Below are 16,449 nucleotides of genomic sequence, written 5' to 3' on the forward strand. Positions count from 1 at the left end.
TTGCATGAGCACCCTGATCACCAACATCGCCGAGCTGATGACCCAGGACCTGGAACACCGGGTCCTGAAAGACGCCGCGGTGGTGGTCGAGGGTGAGCGGATCGCCTGGATCGGGGCCGCTGCCGATGCGCCGGCAGCGGACGACGCCGTTGACGCAGGCGGTCGGGCCGTACTTCCAGGCTGGGTCGATTCCCATACCCACCTGCTGTTCGCCGGCGACCGGACGGCCGAGTTCGAGGCGCGCATGGCGGGTGAGCAGTACGCCGCCGGCGGCATCGCGGTGACTATGGATGCCACCCGCAGCACCTCCGACTACGATCTCACCCGCCTGGCGCTCGGCCGGGTTGCGGAAGCGGTCTCGCAGGGAACAACCTACCTGGAAACAAAAACCGGCTACGGGCTGGACGTGGAGCACGAGGCGCGCAGTGCCCGCATCGCCTCCACCGCCGCCGACCAGGTGACCTACCTCGGCGCCCACCTGGTACCCGCCGGCCAGGATCCGGACGCCTACACGGACCTGGTCTGCGGGCCCATGCTGGCCGCGGTCCGTCCCTACGCGCAGTGGGCTGACGTGTTTTGCGAGGAGGGAGCCTTTTCCGAGGAACAGTCCCGGCGGGTTCTGCTGGCCTGCCGCGACGCCGGCCTTGGGTTGCGCGTGCACGGCAACCAGCTCGGCGAGGGCCCGGGCGTGCAGCTTGCCGTGGAAGTCCGTGCGGCCAGCGTGGACCATGTGAACTACCTTGCGGACGGGGACGTCGAAGCCCTGGCGGGAACCTGGTCGGGCTGGGACGCCGCCCGGGGTACCGGGGAACGGGGCACCGTTGCCACCTGCCTGCCCGCCTGCGACCTCTCCACCCGCCAGCCGCTGGCCCCGGCCCGCACACTCCTGGACGCCGGTGTCCAGGTGGCCCTCGCCTCCAACTGCAACCCGGGCACGTCCTACACGAGTTCGATGGCGTTCTGCGTTTCCACGGCCGTGTTGCAGATGCACCTCAGCGTGCACGAGGCGGTACGTGCGGCGACGTACGGCGGCGCCCTGGCGTTGCACAAGGAAACGGGCAGGGATGCCGACGGCGAACGGGCAGTGGGTTCCGTCGCCGTCGGACACCGGGCGGACCTCCATATGCTTAACGCGCCGTCGGCCACACACCTGGCTTACCGGCCGGGCATGCCGTTGACGTACGCTGTGTGGCGGGCGGGTGTCAGGCAACGGTAATCCGCTCCACCCCAAATGACGGTTCTTGATCGTTTTGATTCTGTTATGATCAGAAAACGTCATCCGAGGCGGTGGCTGCTGTACTGAAAGGCCCTGCATGACCCGCACCGACCGACTGACCGCAATTCTTGACCTCCTGGCCAGGACGGGCCAGGTGGAAGTCGACGAAATCGTCAGCACCCTCGGTGTATCGCCGGCAACGGCACGGCGGGACCTGGACAGCCTGGCCAAGCGCCGGCTCCTGACCCGCACCCGCGGCGGAGCCACCACCGGCGCCCTGGCCTACGACCTTCCCGGCCGCTACAACCGGGACGACCACGCCGAGGCCAAGGAACAGATCGCCCAGGCAGCCTCCGCCCTGATCAGGCCGGGTGCAGTGATTGGGCTGTGCGGCGGAACCACCAGCACCGCGCTCGCCCAGATCCTCGCCACCCGCGAAGACCTCAACGCACCGTCAAACCAGCCCACGCTGACGGTGGTCACGAACGCCATCAACATTGCCGGGCAGCTGGCCGTCCGGCCCAACATCAAGGTGATGGTCACCGGCGGCATCCTCAACCCGCGCTCATATGAACTGGTGGGGCCTTACACGGACATCATCATGCAAAAGGTGGTGCTGGACATCGCCTTCATCGGTGTCAACGGCATTGACCCGGAAGTGGGGCCCACCAACACCGGGGAGGGGGAGGCCTCGGTCAACGCCCTGCTCGCCAGCAGGGCACGCGTGTCCTACGTTATTGCGGACTCCTCCAAGGTGGGCGTGCGTGCGTTCGCCACTATGGACGGCTACAACTTCACCCGGCTGATCACCGACGCCGGTATCTCGCCGACGGACAAAGCCGCGTTTGAAGCCAACGGCACGGAAGTGATCGTCGCACCCGCTTAACGGACTGCGTGGCGGGGGCCGGTCAGCCGCGTTCCAGAAACTGCAGGCAAGATGGGTACATGCTGGTTCCCTCCCGCCGCCGTTTGAAGCTCGAAGTCTGGGTCGTCCTGGGCCTTTCCCTTGGCCAGTCTGCCGTGTACTCCGTGGTGCAGCTCCTGGACAAAATGACCCGCGCGCCCCTGGCCGAGGGAACCTCGACACTGAACCGCTCGCAGAGCACGCGTGAGTACTTCGACCTGACCTACCAGTTGCTGGACATCATCTTTGCCCTGGTACCGGTCCTGCTGGTGATCTACTTCCTGACCGACCAGCGGCAGGCCGGCCCGGGCGATGGCGGGAATCCTGGCTCGGCGTTCCGGAAACTCGGTTTCAATTTTGCGCGGCCGGGAAAGGATCTTTTGCAGGGACTCGGACTGGCGGCCCTGATCGGGGTTCCCTCCCTGGGCCTCTATGCCGCGGGCAGGGCACTGGGCATCACCACCGCCATCATCCCCAGCGCGTTGGACGCCTACTGGTGGACGGTGCCGGTCCTGATCCTGTCCGCCCTTCGGCATGCCGTGGTGGAGGAAGTCATAGTGGTGGGCTACCTGATGAACCGCTTCGGAAAGTTCGGCTGGAGCGTCCCGCTGTCCATTGCCGCCAGTTCACTGCTCCGCGGCACGTACCACCTGTACCAGGGCTTTGGTCCCTTCATCGGCAACGTGGTCATGGGTGTGGTGTTCGCGTGGCTGTACACCCGGACCAAGCGCGTCATGCCGCTGGTGATTGCGCACGCGCTGCTGGACATTGTGGCCTTCGTCGGTTTCAGTCTCTTCGGCAAGGCCGTGGGACTGGGATAGCGGCCCAGCTACGGAGCAGTGCCCAATCGGTAAGCGCCCGGTCCGCGTCCGGGCCGGGAGGAAACACGAAAGGCTTTGCTTAGGTCCGCGCGGGTACTGCCCCGAAGGCATCTGCCCCTGGAAAGACAACTGCCCTCAAACAGATTCGGCCGCCGTCAGCGGGTGACGCCGTTGTCACGCACTGATGGCGGCCGAAGCTCCGAGGGCCTTTGCGCCCGGTCTGGAAGCGGTCAGATGGTGACAGCTCCGTTGGCGGTTTCAAAGGTCACCGACAGAATGCCGGGCGTACCATGCGGGGCAACCCACTCGACAGCAACATCCTCCAGCGGCTTCTCCACCGGCTCACCCAGCCACTCGGTAACCCGGGAGGCTGAGCCGGCGATGGTCAGGCAGCTCATCTTGATGTTGCTCTCGTAGGCGTTGGACGGGTGCAGCGAGGGATCGCCTTCCCACTTCAGCATGTAGGGCACCTGGGGATCGGCAATGAGGCCCAGGATTCCGATCTGCTTCCAGACCAGTTCACGGCCGTCCGGGAACTTGCGGTTGCCGTTGACCGCAGCCCGGCCCAGGCGTTCCTCGAACGGGGCAAGGTCGTCCACTTCGACGCACCAGCCCATCCAACCGCCGCCCGCCGCGGAGCGGGCACGCACGGCCTGTCCGAACGGAGCCTTGTCCGACGCGGGGTGGTCCAGGACCTCCACGACCTCAAGGTACTTGTGGCCCGCGAGCGGGATGATCATATTCCGGGTTCCGAACCGGGGGTGTACCCCGCCCTTGACTGCCTCAACGCCGAGGGCAGAAGAAATACGTTCGGTTGTGGCCGCCAGGCCATCGTGTTCACAGGCGTAAGAGACGTGATCCATGCGCATGCCATCATCTTGGCACTTTGTGATCGGGCTCTCAGCTAAGGGTAGCCTTACTGGGATTTTCCGATTTCAGCCCATCAATACCAGCTCCGGACCTGGCAGGACCCGCGGGACCATGTTCGTCACAATCCTGTCCGCACGGCGGGACAGCTTCCTACACTGGGCTCAGGTCATGAGTGCCAGCAACCAGCCCCGGCTCGCTGGCCGGCAACCCTCCATCCGCGGTGGGGTGCCCCGGGTGAGGACCTGGCTGTCCGGCAATCGGCCGGATGGCAAGCGCGGCCCGTGGTGCTTCCAGCATGCCGGGCCCATGTCAAAGGAGCCTTGAATGTCCAACGGATGGTCCTTCGAAACCCGCCAGATCCACGTAGGCCAGGAGCCGGATGCCGCCACGGGTGCCCGGGCACTGCCCATCTACCAGTCCACGTCCTTCGTCTTTCCAAGCGCCGAGAGTGCCGCGAACCGTTTCGCCCTCGCGGAACTTGCCCCGATCTACACCCGCATCGGCAACCCCACGCAGGACGCCGTGGAGCAGAGGATCGCCAGCCTTGAAGGTGGCCTCGCCGCGCTTCTCCTCAGCTCCGGGCAGGCGGCGGAGACGTTCGCTGTCCTGAACATTGCGGAGGCCGGTGACCACATCGTTGCCAGCCCCAGCCTGTACGGCGGGACCTACAACCTGTTCGCCCACACCCTGAAGAAGTTCGGCATCTCGGTCACCTTCGTGGCGGACCCGGACAACCTGGACCACTGGCGCGAGGCAGTGCAGCCGAACACCAAGCTTTTCTTCGCCGAGGTGGTATCCAACCCGCGGCAGGACGTGCTGGACATTGAGGGCGTTTCCCGCACCGCCCACGAGGCGGGAGTGCCCCTGATCGTGGACAACACGCTGTCCACGCCGTACCTGATCCGGCCGCTGGAATGGGGAGCGGACATCGTGGTCCACTCGGCCACCAAGTACCTGGGCGGCCACGGTGCAGCCATTGCAGGTGTCATCGTCGACTCGGGCAAGTTCGACTTCAGCAAGGACCCGGAACGTTTCCCCGGCTTCAACACCCCCGACCCCACCTACAACGGCCTCGTGTATGGCCGCGACCTCGGCGAGGGCGGGGCCCTGGGCGCCAACCTGTCCTACATCCTCAAGGCCCGCGTCCAGCTCCTGAGGGACCTTGGTTCGGCGGTGTCGCCGTTCAACGCCTTCCTGATTGCGCAGGGCCTTGAGACCCTGAGCCTGCGCGTGGAACGTCACGTGGCCAACGCCGTCGAAGTTGCCCGCTGGCTGGAAGGACGTGACGACGTCGAATCCGTCGCCTACGCAGGGCTGCCCTCCAGCCCCTGGTACGAGCGCGGCCGCAAGTACGGGCCCCGGGGGACCGGCGCCATCGTCGCCTTCAACCTGGGTGGCGGGGCTGAGGCCGGTAAGCGGTTCGTGGACGCCCTGGAACTGCACTCGCACGTGGCCAACATCGGGGACGTCCGCTCCCTGGTCATCCACCCGGCATCCACCACGCACAGCCAGCTCTCCCAGGAACAGCAGGCGGTCGCCGGTGTGACCCCGGGACTTGTCCGACTCTCAGTGGGCCTGGAACACATCGACGATATCCTCGCTGACCTTGAGGCCGGCTTCCGTGCCGCCAAGGAGGCGCCGGGCGCCTGAGCCGGATGCTCCCGGGAGCACCATCCGACGGCGGGTGGCGGGCCGGTGCCGGCAAGCCGGGGAAGTCATAACCAGTCACACTCTTGGCCCGGGGCGGGTGGTGTTTCGTACACTCGAACCAGGTCATGAGTGCCAGTGACAGCCCCGGCTTGCTGGCCGGCAACCCTCCTTCCGCGGTGGGGTGCCCCGGGTGAAGACCTGGCCTGCCGGTCATACCGCCGGTGGGCAAGCGCGTAGAAGAGGTCTTGCCATGACGGTTACCGTCACCCGTACCACCGTTCCCGAACACGGAATCGTCCGCTACGCCTCCATCGGAGGACTGGAACTGGAAGCCGGCGGTTACCTGCCGGACGTCACCCTCGCCTATGAAACCTGGGGCACGCTCAATGCGGACGGCAGCAACGCAATCCTGGTTGAGCACGCCCTGACCGGCAGCACCCACGTCACGCGCGGCGACAGCGACGAGCCCGGCTGGTGGGAACAACTGGCCGGTCCCGGCGCCCCCGTTGATACGGACCGCTTCTTCGTGGTCTCCATCAACATCGTGGGCGGTTGCTACGGGTCCACGGGGCCGTCGTCGACCGCCCCGGACGGAACGCCGTGGGGTTCCCGTTTCCCCCTGGTGACGCTGCGGGACAGCACCGTGGCAGAGGCCCGGCTGGCAAACCAGCTCGGAATCGGCAGCTGGTACGCGGTCCTCGGCGGCTCGTTGGGGGGCGCCCGCGCACTGGAATGGGCTGTCACCTACCCGGAACGGGTGCAGCGCTGCGCCGTCATTTCCATCGGCGCCGCCAGCACGGCGGAACAGATCGCGTTCGCGCAGGCCCAGACCCTCGCCATCCGCCAGGACCCCAACTTCAACGGCGGCGACTATTACGGCGGACCCTTCCCGGAGGACGGCCTGGCCCTCGCACGCCGCATCGCCCATATCACGTACCGCTCCGCCGCCGAGCTGGAAGGCAGGTTCGGGCGGGCGCCCCAGGCTCCCGAATCACCACTGCAGGGCGAGTGCCTTGCAGGCCGCGGGCGGTACCAGGTAGAGAGCTACCTGGACCACCAGGGCAACAAACTGGTCAAGCGTTTTGATGCCAACAGCTACATCGCCATCACCGAGGCGCTCATGAGCCACGACGTGTGCCGGGGTCGTGGCACGCTGGCCGAAACACTTGCCCGCTCCGACGCCCGTTTCTTCATTGCGGCAGTTGACTCGGACCGGCTCTACTTTCCCTCGCAGTCACGCGAACTTGCCCGGGCGCTTCCAGGGGACGTGGACGTCCACCTCATCGAGGCGCCTATCGGGCACGACGGATTCCTGACCGAGATCGGACAGCTGGGTCACCAGCTGCGGACAGGCTTCCTGGTCTGAGCCCTGGCCCAGGTTTCCTGGCTGAACCCGGGCCGGTCAGCCGTTCATGATCTCGCCGCGCCGGGTCATGTACTCCTCCACAGAGAGCTCACCGTTGCTGTATTGCTGGTCCAGTTCGGCGAGCTTCCGGGCCCGGTAGCCCTGCGGAGCCGACGGAGCCGGGGGAGTGGCGGGGGCGGCAGGCTGTTCCGGGACCGGCTGCTGGAACGGCGGTTCCTGGGATGCCCGGTCCCCGTTTCCCGCAGGCGGCACCGGGGGCGGCCCGTACTGGTTGGGCAGAGGCAGCGGATTGTCCATGGGCTGCGGACGCTCGAGGTGGCGGAATCCGCCGGCAAAGTAGTCCTGCTGCGTGTAGCCGTCGCGTGGCTGCTTGCTCTGCGGACCCGCGGAGCCAGGAAACTGCCCGGGGAACTGTTCGGGGTACCGGCCGGGGAAGCTCTGGTCATAGTTCCGGCGGGCCACGGATTTCCGGTACATCCGCATGGCCACCGGGATCAGGAGTGACAGGATGATGATCCAGAAAAACAGGTTGCTCACGGTGCTGCGCCTCTCATGTGTGTCCTTCAAGCTTAGTCCCGGACGGCACGCGGATGGCCGGGACTCCGGTGAAGGCGGCGTACCGGTCTATGGCCTCCTGGACCGCGGCCGCCAGCGGCGGAGTGTCAGCGGAACGGGGCAGGCGGATGTCCAGTTCGCACCGGCCGGGAAGCAGCCTGTGCCGCCAGGACCCTGCCATCCGCCCGTCCAGCAGCACCACGTGGATCGGCTCGCCGGCAAACGGAAACGAGGGGGCACCGCCGCCCATGTAGTGCCTCGTGGCGAAGTACCCCATGACGTATTCGTCATAGCACTGGATCAGGTCAATCCGGGGCCGCGGTGCCGGGCTGCCCGATTCCATTCCATGGCCAGGCCCGGCGCCGGCAGCGTAGTAATGCACGACGCCGTCAATCGCCGTTGCGGCGAGGGCTCCGGGCCGTGCCTCCATGGTGAGCTGCACCCCCTTCCGGACGTCGGTCACGGTCAGTCCCGACCAGCCGGCGCAATCCCGGACGGTGGCAGGCCCGCGGCTGGTGAAGTAGCGGAAGGCAAGTTCCGCCAGTGCTTCCCCACGGGCAGGTGCTGGCTGCGGGCCTGCCGGGACCCGTTCGTCAAAAAGTGCATAGGTCTGTTTGAGTGCGCCCCCGGGGCTGCGGACAGGCCTGCCACTTGCCAGGACACCGCTGATCTCCGCATGCATGATGATGTATGCAAGCCGCAGTCCCTTGGCTTCAAGCCCGGCTGGCCGCAGCTTGGCGGCGAGTTGGTCGCGGGTGAGGTGGTTGCCGCCCGCGACCGCCCCGGCAAGCACCTCTCCGGCCTGCCCGGCCGTGGCGGAATCGATCCCGGTGCGGCGGTATGTCAACGCATTCAACTGCTGGAGCCGCGGTGCGGACAGCGCGGTAAGCCAGCGGAGATCGTCCCGGTGGACGAAATGCCAGGTTGGCCGGAGGATGTGCGTGCGCAGGATCGTGCCTTCCGCCACAGCCTGCTCAATATCGGCGGCCGTCGCGGCCGGACGCCCGTGGGCCGAAACCCGCTGGGCAAGGCTCCAGCGCGCGTAGGCAAACTCCTGTGCCTGCACCGCCAGGAGCTTCCGCAGAGCCGCCCCGGGAGATTCGGCGCCCGGTTCCCGAAGCATCTGGGCCTGCAGCCGCAGCCGTACCACCGTATCCGGTTCCATGAGCAGACCAGCCGCAGTCCGGCGCTACCGCCGAACTGCCTCGGTGCTGCCCAGCGGACCTTCGCCCGAACCCAGGGGGACTCCCGGGCCGAAGACGGGACCCGGCGTCGGCCGTTTCGCGGTGACGCCATCGCCAGATGACTGGTGCCGCAGGCGGCGCACAACCCACGGGACGAAGTATTCGCGCGCCCACACCAGGTCTCCGGACCGTGCCTCGCGCCATGAGCGGGCCGGAAGCGGCTTGGGCTGGAGCGGCTCCAGGGTATGCTCCACGTTCAGTGCATCCAGGACCATGGCCGCGATGGTGTGGTGTCCCAGCGGGGAGAAATGCAGCCGGTCCTGGTCCCACATCTGGGGGTCACTGAGCTGCCGGAGGGACCACATGTCCGCGATGACGGCGTCGTGCCTGGCTGCGACGGTGCGCAGGTTCTCGTTGTAGATGGCCACCTTGCTGCGGATCCGTCCGAGCACGGATGAGCCGGTGTCCGGCCCGTTAAAGAGGACAACGGTGGCGCCGCCCATGGCCAGGATCTGGACCACGGAATCCAGCTTCTCGGCCAGCGCGTCGGGATCACCGCCTGGCCGGATGAGGTCATTTCCTCCTGCGGACAGGGTGACCAGGTCCGGCTTCAGCGCCAGGCAGGGGGCCAGCTGCTGGTCCACAATCTGCTGCAGCAGCCTGCCCCGCACGGCCAGGTTGGCGTAGGCGAAGTCGGGCTGCGTGCGGCCCAGCTCCTCGGCAACCCGGTCGGCCCAGCCGCGGTAGCCGCCGGGGCTTGAGGGTTCGGGGTCGCCGATGCCCTCGGTGAAGGAATCTCCCATGGCCACGTACCGGGTCCACGGGTGGGAACCCGGGTGCGCCGGCGTGGTTTGGATGGCACTTGCGTCAGTCACGGTCCCTATCCTGCCTTCCGGCTTGCTGGCTACGCGAACGTAGGTTGCTGCGTGCGGCTTCCTGTAAGAATGGAAACCATGACTGAAGCCGAGGTATTTCCTGCCCCTGTCGTCCTGTGGTCCCATCCGGAGGACCAGCGTGACGGGAAGCCGTTGCTGGTGCTGCTTCACGGCTACGGCGCCAATGAGCAGGACTTGCTGAGCCTGGCCGACCTGCTGCCGCGGGACTTTGCTGTGGCCTCCGTACGGGCGCCCATCGCCATGGGCCCCGGCTTCACGTGGTTTCCGCTCACGGCGTCCATCGACTACTCGTTGGAACGGGTCAAGGAGGCGTCACTTTATGTTCTCGACTGGATCGACACCATCAAAGCCGGTCACCCGTCGGTCACCCTCCTTGGCTTCTCGATGGGCATGGCCATGGCCACCACGCTGCTGCGTCAGCGGCCCACGGACTTCGCTGCCGTCGTCGGCCTCTCAGGCTTCGTGGTGGACGCCGGGGACGACCCCACCTTCCGCGACGCCGAACTGGACGGAACCGTCCCCATGTTCTGGGGCCGCGACCAGCAGGACCCGGTGATCACCCCGGACAAGATCGAGTTCACCATGGGCTGGGTCCGCAAGCACGTCAAGCTCACCAAGGTGCTCTACACGGGCATGTGGCACGGCATCAACCAGCAGGAAATCGGGCATGTGGGCGAGTTCCTCACCCACGAGGTCCTGAAAAAATAGAAGTCAGTCGGACCCGCGAGCAACCACGCGGACGGTCTGGTTGTTGACGGTGACGGTGTCGCCGTTGCGCAGCTGGCGGCCACGCCTGTCGTCGATCTCCCCGTTGACCTTCACAAGCCCGTTCCTGATCAGCTCAGTCGCCTCCACGCCGTCCTCCACAAGGTTGGCAAGCTTCAGCAGCTGGCCGAGGCGGATCATGCTGTCGCGGATGGGAACGTCGTCAACCGGGTTGCTCATACAGCAATGATGCCTGACGTAAGGTGGATCCAGTGACCTCCACCTCCCGCCTGCCTGTACTCGCAGGCCTTCCGCTGGCGGTGGGCGCCGGCCTTGCCATCCCTGTCCAGGGACGCATCAACGGAGCGCTCGGAGCCCGGCTGGAGGACGGCATCGCCGCCGCAGTGGTGAGTTTCACCACGGGCCTGCTGGTCATGATCCTTATCTCGCTGGTCCTGCCCCGCGGCCGCGCCGGACTGGCCCGGATCCTCCCTGCCGTCCGGGCCCGCGCGTTCCCCCGTGTCTACGTCCTGGCCGGTGGCATCGGCGCACTCTTCGTCTTTGCCCAGTCCTTCACGGTGGGCATCCTGGGTGTTGCGCTGTTCACGGTGGCCACCGTCACAGGGCAGACAGTCAGCGGCCTTCTGGTGGACCGGCTGGGCCTTGGCCCGGCAGGCAGGAAGCCGGTCACCGGCATCCGGATCATCGGTTGCGTGCTTACCATCGCCGCGGTCGCCTGGGCTGTCTCGCCGCGCTTCACCGGGGCCGGTACAGGTCACGACGCCGGTCCTGCAGCGCTGCTTCTTCCCCTCCTGCTTCCCGTTGCGGCAGGGTTCCTGATGAGTTTCCAGCAGGCCATGAACGGTACCGCCACGGTGCATTACGGGACGCCCATCGCCGCCACGCTGGTCAACTTCGTGGCGGGCAGCCTGGTGCTGTGGGCCGCGCTCGCCGTCAAGGTCGCGGCAGCAGGCCCGGGCAATCCGCTGCCGGGCGAGTGGTGGTATTACCTGGGCGGGCCCATGGGTTGCGTCTTCATCGGCCTGGGCGCGCTGCTGGTCCGGAGCCTGGGCGTGCTGGTAACTGGACTGGGCATGATCGCGGGCCAGTTGCTGGGGTCCCTGGCCCTGGACGTGGTGCTGCCGGCCCCGGGCTCCGTGGTGGCGCCCGCAACCGTCCTGGGCACCGTCCTGACGCTGGCCGCCATCATCCTGGCCACCCTGCCGTGGCCCCGGGGCGCGCTCCGCGGGCGGCGGCCGGTAGGCTAGGACACGCAGCTTTTTCGCATCCCTTCACCCGCCCCGCCCGGCCGCCGGAAGTGCCATACCTCTGGTGTTGCCCGGGGCCTGAAAAAACGCGGACCGCACCCAGCGGCCCTGTAGAAATTGGAGTTACCCATGGCAGCAAAATCCGTTCTCGACCAGGTCATCTCCCTCTCCAAGCGGAGGGGCTTCGTGTTCCAGGCCGGTGAGATCTACGGAGGTTCGCGTTCTGCCTGGGACTATGGGCCCCTGGGTGCCGAGCTGAAGGAAAACATCAAGCGCCAGTGGTGGCAGTCAATGGTCCGCGGCCGTGAGGACGTGGTGGGCCTGGACTCCTCCGTCATCCTGCCCCGGCAGGTATGGGAAGCGTCCGGCCACGTGGAGGTCTTCTCCGACCCGCTGGTGGAATGCCTGTCCTGCCACAAGCGCTACCGCGCGGACCACCTCGAGGAAGAGTACGAGGAAAAGAAGGGCCGCCCGGCCGAGAATGGCCTCAAGGACATTGCCTGCGCCAACTGCGGCACCCGTGGGGAATGGACCGAACCGCAGGAATTCTCCGGCCTGCTCAAGACCTTCCTGGGGCCCGTGGCCAGCGATGAAGGGCTGCACTACCTCCGCCCTGAAACCGCCCAGGGCATCTTCGTGAACTTCAACAACGTGCTCACCACCTCCCGCAAGAAGCCGCCGTTTGGCATCGGCCAGATTGGCAAGTCCTTCCGCAACGAGATCACCCCGGGCAACTTCATCTTCCGCACCCGTGAGTTCGAGCAGATGGAGATGGAGTTCTTCGTTGAGCCCGGCACCGACGAGGAATGGCACCAGTACTGGATGAAGGAGCGCATGGCCTGGTACACCGGCCTGGGCATCCGCGAAGAGAACCTCCGCTTCTTCGAGCACCCGCTGGAAAAGCTCAGCCACTACTCAAAGGGCACGACGGACATCGAGTACCGCTTCGGTTTCCAGGGTTCCGAGTGGGGCGAGCTGGAAGGCATTGCCAACCGTACCGACTTCGACCTCTCAACCCACGCCAAGGCCTCCGGCACGGACTTGAGCTACTTCAACCAGGCCACCAACGAGCGCTACACGCCGTACGTGATCGAGCCCGCCGCCGGCCTGACCCGTTCCTTCATGGCCTTCCTGATCGACGCCTACACCGAGGACGAAGCCCCCAACGCCAAGGGCGGGGTGGACGTCCGCACGGTCCTGAAGCTGGACCCGCGCCTGGCCCCGGTCAAGGCCGCGGTGCTGCCCCTGAGCCGCAACGAGGACCTTTCCCCGAAGGCCAAGGACCTTGGCGCCCAGCTGCGCAGGAACTGGAACATCGACTTCGACGACGCCGGCGCCATCGGCCGCCGCTACCGCCGCCAGGACGAGATCGGCACCCCGTTCTGCATCACCGTCGACTTCGACACCCTCGAGGACCAGGCCGTCACCATCCGCGAGCGGGACACCATGAGCCAGGAACGCGTCTCCCTGGACAAGGTGGAGGGCTACCTGGCCGCACGCCTGATCGGCGCCTAGGCATGGCCATCGAATACCGCGAATGGCAGGAGGGCGACGACCTCGCCCTCCTGGAGATCTGGGGTGACCCGGAAACCGCGCAGGCCCGCCAGTTCCGCGGCGCCCTCGCGCTTTCGTCCAACGGGGGCAGCGGCGCCCCGTGGCGCCGCTGCATCGTGGCCGAGGACGTCATTGACGGCGTCGGGATCCCCGTCGCCGCCGGCGTCGTCTATGAAGCCTCGCTGCATCCCGAGCGGCTGTGGACCTACGTCGAGGTGGCACGGGACCACCGGCGCGCCGGCATCGGTGCCAGCCTGCTGGCCATGCTGCGGCGGGAAGCCGAACACGCGCCCTCGGGCGTAACGAAGCTGCGCGCCAAGGTGGAGCCCGGGACCCCGGGCGCCGCCTTCGCCGAGGCTGCCGGGCTTTCGCCCATCCAGCGTTCCCGGCTGGTCATTGTTGACCCGGGCGCCCTCCGGCTTCCCGTGTTCCCGGAGAAGGATTACGGCGGGCGACCCGTCAGTGGCGAAAACGCAGGCTCGGACGTGGTGATGGACCTGGCCACCGGATCCGTGGAGCTGACCGACGTTGTGGGCCGGTACTACACCTCCATCCACGGCTGGGACCCGCCAGGGGTGCTGTCCGTGGGGCAGGTGCAGAAGCTGTTCCTGGACGAGCTCACCGGTGCGCACGGCGCCATCGTGCTGCGGGCACTGCCCGAGTCGGCTTTCGGCGCCGGGGTGGCTCCGGGCCGCAAGGGCCGGATCCGTGCATTCGCCGTCAGCTACGCCGCTCCCGCGGACCCCGCCGAGGGCGCTGGGTCTTCGGATGGAGTCCGGCAGGACCGGCCGGAGGCCGCAACCGACGTCTTTGTCGGCCATGAGCCGGCGCTGGATGCCGGCGACGCCGCTGAGGCCGTGCGCGACATCCTTGCATTGATCGCGTACCAGCACCCAGTGATGCTGGAACTGGACGACTCCATGACAGCGCTGCGCGCCGCCGTCGAGCCGCTCCTGGAGAGCGGCAAAGCCCGCCTCGCGGGTGCGGAAACGCTTGTCGTGTCGGACTGAGCCCGGCGGGGAAACGGTTCAGGGAGAGGGGTTCACAAGGTGACGTGGACCGATGATTCCGGCAGGAGTTGGTTATAGGCGCGGGGCGGCAGGACGCCCACCCCCGTGCTCTCGGCGAAGGCCTTAATGACGAAACCGGTGGCGAGGGTCTGCCAGAGGCGGATCTTGCGGAGCATGAAATGGCCTGCACCCTGCAGCGCTACGTACTGCATGCTTGCGGTTTCCGGAGAGGCGCGCCGGGCGTAAGCCAGCGACTGCGAGGGGCTGGTCCACCGGTCGTTGGTGCCGTGCACAATCAAGACCTTTTTGCCTGCCACGTTAGCCACCGGGGTCTGCGGGCTCAGCCAGGGCGCCAGGGCCACCACGGCCTCCACCTGCGGATGGTCCGCTGCACAGACAGCTGTCAGCCCGCCCATGGAATGGCCCAGCAGGAAGACTGGCACACCGGGGTGTTGCCCGGCGATCTGCCGCAGCGCCCAGCGCGCGTCCTGCAGCGGTGTCATGTCTGGACCGTTCCAGCCGCGGACGCTGTTGCGCAGCGACCATACCGCCAGCCCGTGTTTCCTGCCTGCACGGTGCAGGTGCCTGGCGAAGGGCACCATGCGTGCCGGGCTCAGGTGCCGGGCTTCCACCGGTTCCCGGCTGTGGGATTTACCGCCGTGCAGCACCAGGGCAACGCCCCGCGTGGGACCCGTTGCTTCCAAAACGGCCAGCGCGGCCTGGTGTCCGGACGCTGGGGGAACGCTGCCGGATGGCAGCCTGCTGGCGTCGTCGGTGCTTTGGTTTGCCACTTCTGGTACCTCCCGGTGATCCATTTATCAACCCTACGGTGCCGGACGTAGAGTTCAACGTATGAGGTTTCACTGCTGATGGGCGCCGGCCACTCCCATGCTTCGCCAGGCCATTCGGAGCCGACGCCGGAGGCGATGGCTGCCCGCCGGAAGGCAAACCGCATCCTTGCGGCGGTGCTGATTCCCATCACCCTGCTGACACTTGCGGGCATGGCCATGCTCTGGCCCTCAGGAAGCAAGGAGGGCATCTCGCTGGCCAACCCTTACTCGGCAGCCCCGGGCGTCACGTTCGACACGGGCACCATCCAGAGCGTGGTGACGGAAAACTGCATGCAGGGGGCGGCCCGGCAGGGCCAAACACAGCAAAGCCAGCCGCCACAGGGCCAGCCACAGCAGAACCCAGGGCAGCAGGGATCGGACTGTACCTTCGCCTTCACCGAGCCGGACAAGGGCGGAAGTCCGGTGAAGGTGGTCATCAACCCGGACGTGGCGAAGTCGCACGGCGTCAAGCCCGGGAACCAGATCCGCTACCTTAACCTGTCGAACGCCCAGGGCGCATCCGGCTCGCAGGGTTCGCCCGCCTACATCTTCGTGGACTTTGTCCGCACCCTGCCCATCGTCCTGCTGGCCCTGCTGTACGCGGTGGTGGTTATCGCTGTCGCCCGGTGGCGTGGCCTGCGGGCACTGATCGGGCTGGTGGGCGCGTACTTCGTGCTGGCCAGTTTCATGCTTCCAGGCCTGGTGGAAGGGAAGCCGCCGCTGCTGCTGGCGCTGGTGGGATCCACGGTGATCATGATCGGCGTCCTCTACTTTGCCCACGGCTTTTCGGCCCGGACCTCCACCGCGCTGCTGGGAACCATCTTTGGGCTCGGCATCACCGCGCTGCTGGCGGCCTGGGCCACGGATGCGGCCAACCTGGCCGGGGTGGGCAACCACGACGCCACCACCCTGGTGAACACGTCGTCCAACATCTCCATCACCGGGGTGATCCTTTGCGGGCTCATCATCTCGGGCCTGGGCGTGCTCAATGACGTCACCATCACGCAGTCATCCGCCGTGTGGGAACTTTACGAACTGGCCCCGGCCAGCAGTGCCCGGAAGCTGTTCACCTCGGCCATGAGGATCGGCCGCGACCACATTGCCTCCACGGTGTACACAATTGCGTTTGCATACGCGGGGGCGGCGCTGCCAATCCTCATCATCGTGATGCTGTACGACCGGCCGCTGGGGGAGACTCTCACCAGCGCAGAACTTTCCGAGGAAGTGATCCGCACCCTGGTCGGCTCCATCGGGCTGGTCCTGGCTATCCCGGTCACCACCCTCATAGCCGTCCTGGTGGTCAAGGCGACCGGGATCCGGTCCGGTGCCGCCGGCGCCCCCGCCGTCGAAACCTCCGCTGTCGAAACCTCCGCTGTCGAAACCCCCGCTGTCGAAACCCCCGCAGGGGCCCCCACCGGAAGGTCCGCGACTGCCCGCAGCTACCGGCTTGCGGACGACGTCGAGGATGCGGGTTCGCTTGCGGCGGCAGCCCTGGAAGGACGCGCCCGGCGGTCCGCCGATGGCTTGGACGGGGCGCCGCAAACCCGGCGCGGCCGGCGGGCCGACAGGGGCTGAGGGCAGTCCGGACGCCGGCGGGTGCACCGCAAGCCGGCCGATTTG

General features: G+C 67.0%; 16 protein-coding genes and 2 riboswitches. Of the genes, 10 read left to right on the forward strand and 6 right to left on the reverse strand.

The genetic code is table 11. The features are described 5' to 3' along the window. Positions 1 to 4: 4 nt before the first annotated feature. The 3 genes from hutI to AC5RUU_RS03720 all read left to right on the forward strand — a co-directional run bounded on the left by hutI (position 5) and on the right by AC5RUU_RS03720 (position 2,941). Entirely contained in the window at positions 5 to 1,216 is a 1,212-nt protein-coding gene (gene hutI / locus AC5RUU_RS03710) for an imidazolonepropionase (RefSeq protein WP_493973865.1), read from the forward strand. 97 nt (positions 1,217 to 1,313) lie between these two features. Further along, complete coding sequence (locus AC5RUU_RS03715) at positions 1,314 to 2,102, forward strand: DeoR/GlpR family DNA-binding transcription regulator (protein ID WP_493973866.1); 789 nt, start codon at positions 1,314 to 1,316, stop codon at positions 2,100 to 2,102. Positions 2,103 to 2,161: 59 nt separating this feature from the next. Continuing rightward, a complete protein-coding gene (locus AC5RUU_RS03720) occupies positions 2,162 to 2,941 on the forward strand; it encodes a CPBP family intramembrane glutamic endopeptidase (RefSeq protein ID WP_493973867.1) in 780 nt (259 codons plus the stop codon). Between the two features lie 230 nt (positions 2,942 to 3,171). On the opposite strand, the gene AC5RUU_RS03725 is transcribed toward AC5RUU_RS03720, so the two are convergent. Continuing rightward, a complete protein-coding gene (locus AC5RUU_RS03725; RefSeq protein WP_493973868.1) occupies positions 3,172 to 3,810 on the reverse strand; it encodes a VOC family protein in 639 nt (212 codons plus the stop codon). A gap of 165 nt (positions 3,811 to 3,975) precedes the next feature. Then, positions 3,976 to 4,092, forward strand: a riboswitch (SAM riboswitch). A 43-nt stretch (positions 4,093 to 4,135) separates the two neighbouring features. Here AC5RUU_RS03725 and AC5RUU_RS03730 point away from each other — a divergent pair. Next, positions 4,136 to 5,461 (forward strand): bifunctional o-acetylhomoserine/o-acetylserine sulfhydrylase, encoded by a 1,326-nt coding sequence (locus AC5RUU_RS03730; RefSeq protein WP_493973869.1) that lies wholly within the window; start codon positions 4,136 to 4,138, stop codon positions 5,459 to 5,461. 121 nt (positions 5,462 to 5,582) lie between these two features. Continuing rightward, positions 5,583 to 5,699, forward strand: a riboswitch (SAM riboswitch). A gap of 12 nt (positions 5,700 to 5,711) precedes the next feature. Next, a complete protein-coding gene (metX, locus tag AC5RUU_RS03735) occupies positions 5,712 to 6,827 on the forward strand; it encodes a homoserine O-acetyltransferase MetX (RefSeq protein WP_493973870.1) in 1,116 nt (371 codons plus the stop codon). Positions 6,828 to 6,863: 36 nt separating this feature from the next. Here metX and AC5RUU_RS03740 read toward each other — a convergent pair whose 3' ends face one another. The 3 genes from AC5RUU_RS03740 to AC5RUU_RS03750 are packed head-to-tail and all read right to left on the reverse strand — an operon-like array spanning position 6,864 to position 9,441. After that, positions 6,864 to 7,364 (reverse strand): hypothetical protein, encoded by a 501-nt coding sequence (locus tag AC5RUU_RS03740; protein ID WP_493973871.1) that lies wholly within the window; start codon positions 7,362 to 7,364, stop codon positions 6,864 to 6,866. 13 nt (positions 7,365 to 7,377) lie between these two features. Beyond that, positions 7,378 to 8,547 carry a winged helix DNA-binding domain-containing protein gene (locus AC5RUU_RS03745; RefSeq protein ID WP_493973872.1) on the reverse strand — a complete coding sequence of 390 codons (1,170 nt, stop codon included), beginning with the start codon at positions 8,545 to 8,547 and terminating at the stop codon, positions 7,378 to 7,380. A gap of 24 nt (positions 8,548 to 8,571) precedes the next feature. Then, the gene (locus AC5RUU_RS03750) at positions 8,572 to 9,441 is read right to left on the reverse strand and encodes an SGNH/GDSL hydrolase family protein (RefSeq protein ID WP_493973873.1); all 870 of its coding nucleotides are present in this window, start codon (positions 9,439 to 9,441) and stop codon (positions 8,572 to 8,574) included. 78 nt (positions 9,442 to 9,519) lie between these two features. On the opposite strand from AC5RUU_RS03750, the gene AC5RUU_RS03755 reads away from it, so the two are divergent. Then, the gene (locus AC5RUU_RS03755) at positions 9,520 to 10,170 is read left to right on the forward strand and encodes an alpha/beta hydrolase (protein WP_493973874.1); all 651 of its coding nucleotides are present in this window, start codon (positions 9,520 to 9,522) and stop codon (positions 10,168 to 10,170) included. A 3-nt stretch (positions 10,171 to 10,173) separates the two neighbouring features. Here the strand turns inward: AC5RUU_RS03755 and AC5RUU_RS03760 are convergent, their stop codons facing one another. Continuing rightward, positions 10,174 to 10,407, reverse strand: a complete 234-nt coding sequence (locus AC5RUU_RS03760) for an RNA-binding S4 domain-containing protein (protein WP_493973875.1) — start codon at positions 10,405 to 10,407, stop codon at positions 10,174 to 10,176. Between the two features lie 32 nt (positions 10,408 to 10,439). Between AC5RUU_RS03760 and AC5RUU_RS03765 the strand changes: the two genes are divergently transcribed. The 3 genes from AC5RUU_RS03765 to AC5RUU_RS03775 all read left to right on the forward strand — a co-directional run bounded on the left by AC5RUU_RS03765 (position 10,440) and on the right by AC5RUU_RS03775 (position 13,999). Continuing rightward, a complete protein-coding gene (locus tag AC5RUU_RS03765; RefSeq protein WP_493973876.1) occupies positions 10,440 to 11,435 on the forward strand; it encodes a DMT family transporter in 996 nt (331 codons plus the stop codon). A 129-nt stretch (positions 11,436 to 11,564) separates the two neighbouring features. After that, the gene (locus tag AC5RUU_RS03770; protein WP_493973877.1) at positions 11,565 to 12,950 is read left to right on the forward strand and encodes a glycine--tRNA ligase; all 1,386 of its coding nucleotides are present in this window, start codon (positions 11,565 to 11,567) and stop codon (positions 12,948 to 12,950) included. Between the two features lie 2 nt (positions 12,951 to 12,952). Continuing rightward, entirely contained in the window at positions 12,953 to 13,999 is a 1,047-nt protein-coding gene (locus tag AC5RUU_RS03775; protein ID WP_493973878.1) for a GNAT family N-acetyltransferase, read from the forward strand. A gap of 32 nt (positions 14,000 to 14,031) precedes the next feature. On the opposite strand, the gene AC5RUU_RS03780 is transcribed toward AC5RUU_RS03775, so the two are convergent. Further along, a complete protein-coding gene (locus AC5RUU_RS03780) occupies positions 14,032 to 14,790 on the reverse strand; it encodes an alpha/beta hydrolase (RefSeq protein ID WP_493973879.1) in 759 nt (252 codons plus the stop codon). A gap of 78 nt (positions 14,791 to 14,868) precedes the next feature. On the opposite strand from AC5RUU_RS03780, the gene AC5RUU_RS03785 reads away from it, so the two are divergent. Continuing rightward, on the forward strand, positions 14,869 to 16,404 hold the full coding sequence (locus AC5RUU_RS03785; protein WP_493973880.1) for a YibE/F family protein: 1,536 nt from the start codon (positions 14,869 to 14,871) through the stop codon (positions 16,402 to 16,404). The last annotated feature ends 45 nt before the right edge of the window (positions 16,405 to 16,449 follow it).

Source organism: Arthrobacter sp. K4-10C, assembly GCF_059090085.1.